Source organism: Streptomyces sp. UH6, assembly GCF_013421635.1.
Classification (GTDB): domain Bacteria; phylum Actinomycetota; class Actinomycetes; order Streptomycetales; family Streptomycetaceae; genus Streptomyces; species Streptomyces abyssomicinicus.
This window is the reverse complement of the sequence record NZ_JACADT010000667.1, coordinates 1-3209: the sequence shown is the minus strand read 5'-3', so window position 1 is coordinate 3209 and position 3209 is coordinate 1. Positions and strand designations below refer to the sequence as shown.

The 3209-nt window shown below is 74.0% G+C and carries 5 protein-coding genes and 1 pseudogene; 2 read left to right on the top strand and 4 right to left on the bottom strand.

Going from position 1 to position 3209, the window contains the following annotated elements:
• Positions 1–11: 11 nt before the first annotated feature.
• The 4 genes from HW445_RS23970 to HW445_RS23955 form a co-directional block, all read right to left on the bottom strand.
• Positions 12–965, bottom strand: a complete 954-nt coding sequence (locus HW445_RS23970; RefSeq protein ID WP_180223020.1) for an RNA polymerase sigma-70 factor — start codon at positions 963–965, stop codon at positions 12–14.
• 31 nt (positions 966–996) lie between these two features.
• The gene (locus HW445_RS23965; protein ID WP_180223019.1) at positions 997–1470 is read right to left on the bottom strand and encodes a carboxymuconolactone decarboxylase family protein; all 474 of its coding nucleotides are present in this window, start codon (positions 1468–1470) and stop codon (positions 997–999) included.
• A gap of 100 nt (positions 1471–1570) precedes the next feature.
• Positions 1571–1951: a twin-arginine translocase TatA/TatE family subunit gene (locus tag HW445_RS34455; RefSeq protein WP_180223018.1), complete on the bottom strand. Its 381-nt coding sequence runs from the start codon at positions 1949–1951 to the stop codon at positions 1571–1573.
• 72 nt (positions 1952–2023) lie between these two features.
• Positions 2024–2290: a GlsB/YeaQ/YmgE family stress response membrane protein gene (locus tag HW445_RS23955; protein ID WP_180223017.1), complete on the bottom strand. Its 267-nt coding sequence runs from the start codon at positions 2288–2290 to the stop codon at positions 2024–2026.
• Between the two features lie 207 nt (positions 2291–2497).
• Between HW445_RS23955 and HW445_RS23950 the strand changes: the two genes are divergently transcribed.
• The gene (locus tag HW445_RS23950) at positions 2498–2884 is read left to right on the top strand and encodes a BlaI/MecI/CopY family transcriptional regulator (RefSeq protein WP_151773424.1); all 387 of its coding nucleotides are present in this window, start codon (positions 2498–2500) and stop codon (positions 2882–2884) included.
• A 4-nt stretch (positions 2885–2888) separates the two neighbouring features.
• A pseudogene (locus HW445_RS23945) lies at positions 2889–3209 on the top strand (M56 family peptidase); the annotation flags it as partial.

Sequence of the window (3209 nt, the reverse complement as noted above, 5' to 3'; positions counted from 1 at the left end):
CGGGACCGGTCTCAGGGGCCTGCCCGGCGGATCCGCTTCACCTCCCGGTCGAGGGCCCACGCGTCGGCGACCGGCCCGAGGTGGCCGAGCTTGTCGGGGTTGATGACCGCGCGGACGGTCTGGATCTGCCCGTCGAGCACGTCGAGGACCAGGGCGTGCAGGACCCTGCCGTCCCGGTCGCGGAAGACCGCCCCCGGCTGCCCGTTGACCTCGTGCCGCTGGAAGGTGATGTCGACCCGCGCCATGAGCGGGTACACGGCGGCGAGCAGCCGGGCCGCCTTCTCCGCGCCGACCACCGCCTTGGCCAGCTGCGGCGCCTTCCCGCCGCTGTCGCCGACCATCCGCACGTCCGCGGCGAGCAGCTGCCGCAGCCCGGCGACGTCGCCCCGGGACAGCGCCCCGAAGAACCGCTCCGCCAGCTCCTGCCGTTCCCGCCGGTCGGCCTCGAACCGGGGCCGCCCCTCCTCCATGTGCCGCCGTGCCCGCACCAGGAGCTGCCGGCACGCCGCCTCGGAGCGCCCCACCGCCGAGGCGATCTCGCCGAACCCGAAGGCGAACACCTCACGCAGCACGAACACCGACCGCTCCAGCGGACTGAGCCGTTCCAGCAGCAGCAATGCCGCCATCGACACCGAGTCGGCCAGCTCGGCGGCACGGGCCGGATCCTGGTACGGGTCGTTCAGCAGGGGTTCCGGCAGCCAGGGCCCGACGTACCGCTCCCGCCGTACCCGCGCGGAGCGCAGGACGTCGATGGAGATCCGGGTGACGGTGGCCGACAGGAACGCCCTGACCGAGTCCGGCCGGGTCGACGAGGCGTCGAAGCGCAGCCACGCCTCCTGCACCGCGTCCTCCGCCTCGCCGACGCTGCCCAGGATCCGGTAGGCGATCGAGAACAGCAGCGGCCTGAGCTCCTCGAACTCCGCGACCCTGCCGTCGGCCCCGCCGGTCTCCCCGGTGACGTTCACGTCCGGCTCCCCTCGTCGCGACGGACGCGGCTCAGTGGAACTGGCCGGCCTGGTAGTCCCCGGCCGGCTGCCGGGTGACGATGTTCAGCCGGTTGGCCGCGTTCATGAACGAGACCTCCAGCACCAGGGCGGCCAGCTGGTCCTCGTCGAAGTGTTCGGCGGCCCGCGCCCACACCTCGTCGCTGACGCCCTCTCCCGCGTCGGCGACCCGCGTCGCCTGCTCCGCCAGCTCCAGCGCCGCCCGCTCGGCGCCGGTGTAGACGGTCGCCTCGCGCCACACCGCGACCAGGGCGAGCCGCACCGCCGACTCTCCGGCGGCAGCGGCCTCCTTGGTGTGCATGTCGACGCAGACCGCGCACCCGTTGATCTGGCTCACCCGCAGGGCGACCAGCTCCTGCAGCGCGGCCGGCAGAGGCGAGTCCTTGAGCTGCCTGCCCGCCGCCATGAAGTGCTTGAGGACCTTGCCGGCGCTCGGGTTGCCGAGGAAGTCCAGTCGCGCGTCCATCGTGTGCTCCTCCGTGCTCGTCGGTGGGTGGTTCCGTTCCCTGGACGAGACGGCGGGGCTCCCTGTGACATCCCGCGGCCTATGACCTACGTCACGGCCGTCACGGAGCGGACGGCGGGGCCTGCCCGGGCCGCGGGGCCGGCGCGGGGGTCTGCCGCGGCGCGCCCTCCGGTTCCGCGGCGTGGCCGGAGGCCGACGGAAGCACCTCACCCTGGATGATCCGGGGGGACGGTTCCGTCCCCGTGGCGTGCGGTTCCGCCTGCGCCTGCGCTTCCGCCCGCGCTTCCGCCGAAGCCGGTGCCGGTGCGGGAGCCGGTGCATGCGCCTGCCGCTGCTGCTCCTCCTCCTTCATGGCACGGGCCTCGGCCTTGAGGATGCGTGCCGACTTGCCCGCCGAGCGCGCCAGTTCGGGAAGTTTCCTGGCGCAGAGGAAGGCGATCACGACGATGAGGATGATGGCCAGTTCGCTGAGACCGAGCATGGTGTCAGTGCTCCTTGGGAGTGCCCGGGCGGGCCGGTGGAGGGGAGGGGCGAAGGCGCCCGAGGCGCCGGGTCAGCCCCGGGTGCGGCCGAACAGCAGCCGGTAGGCGATCAGCAGCACCAGGGCGCCCGCGATCGCCGACCCCCAGGTCGCGAGGTCGAAGAACGCGCGCTGCACGGGACGGTCGAAGAGTTCGGCGGAGAGCCAGCCGCCCAGGAAGGCCCCGGCGATGCCGATGGCGGTCGTGCCCAGGCAGCCGCCCGGGTCACGTCCCGGCAGGACGGCCTTGGCGATGGCCCCGGCCAGCAGGCCCAGCACCAGCCATGCGATGACGCCCATGTCGTACGCGCTCCTTCCGGTCCCCGTCGGGCCCGTCGTGGCCCCGGGCGGGTGCGCCCTGGGGAACGAGCCGAATCTACATGCATGTAGAACATCGGTCGAGAGGTGTCCGCCGGGCGGCGAGGTCTCGCGGCGCGGCCGGAGGTCCGGCGGGGGTCTATACGATGTCGGCCCGGGAACCGGGCGGTGGCGGAAGGGAGACAGGGCGTGGCGGAGCAGCGGGGATCCCGTCGGCGGGGGCAGGGCGAGCTGGAGGCCCTGGTCCTGTCCGCCTTGCAGGAGGCGGACGGCCCGGCGACGGCCGGCTGGGTGCAGGAGCGCCTGGGCGGCGGCCTCGCCTACACCACCGTGGTCACCATCCTGACCAGGCTGCTGGCCAAGGGGGCGGTCACCCGGGAACGTGCGGGCCGGTCGTTCGCCTGGACCCCGGCCTCGGACCACGCCGGCCTGGCCGCCCGGAAGATGCGCCGGGTGCTGGACGCGGAGAACGACCGGGAGGCCGTCCTGGCCAGCTTCGTCACCGGTCTCGGACCGGACGACGAGCGCCTGCTGCGCGAACTCCTCGGCCGGCCGGGGAGCGAAGGGGACGACTGACCTGATGGGGGTGTTCGTCTTCCTGCCGCTGGTGCTGCCGCTGACGGCGTGGCCGGTGGCGCGCCTGGCCGAGCAGCGGCTGCACCCGCGGACCGCGACGCGGCTGCTGACCGCGGTCGCCGCGGTGATGGCGGCCTGCAGCGCGGTCTGCCTGGGGCTGCTGATGGTGGTCGGCACCGCCCAGCTGCCCGGAAACCCGCTGCCGGACGGCTGGTCGGACCCTGAGGTGCGGGAGGCGGTCCCGTACGACGAGGTCGCCGGGAAGGCGGCGATCCCCGCCCTGTGCGCCGTGCTCGTCCTCTGCGGCCGTACCCTGTGGCGGCAC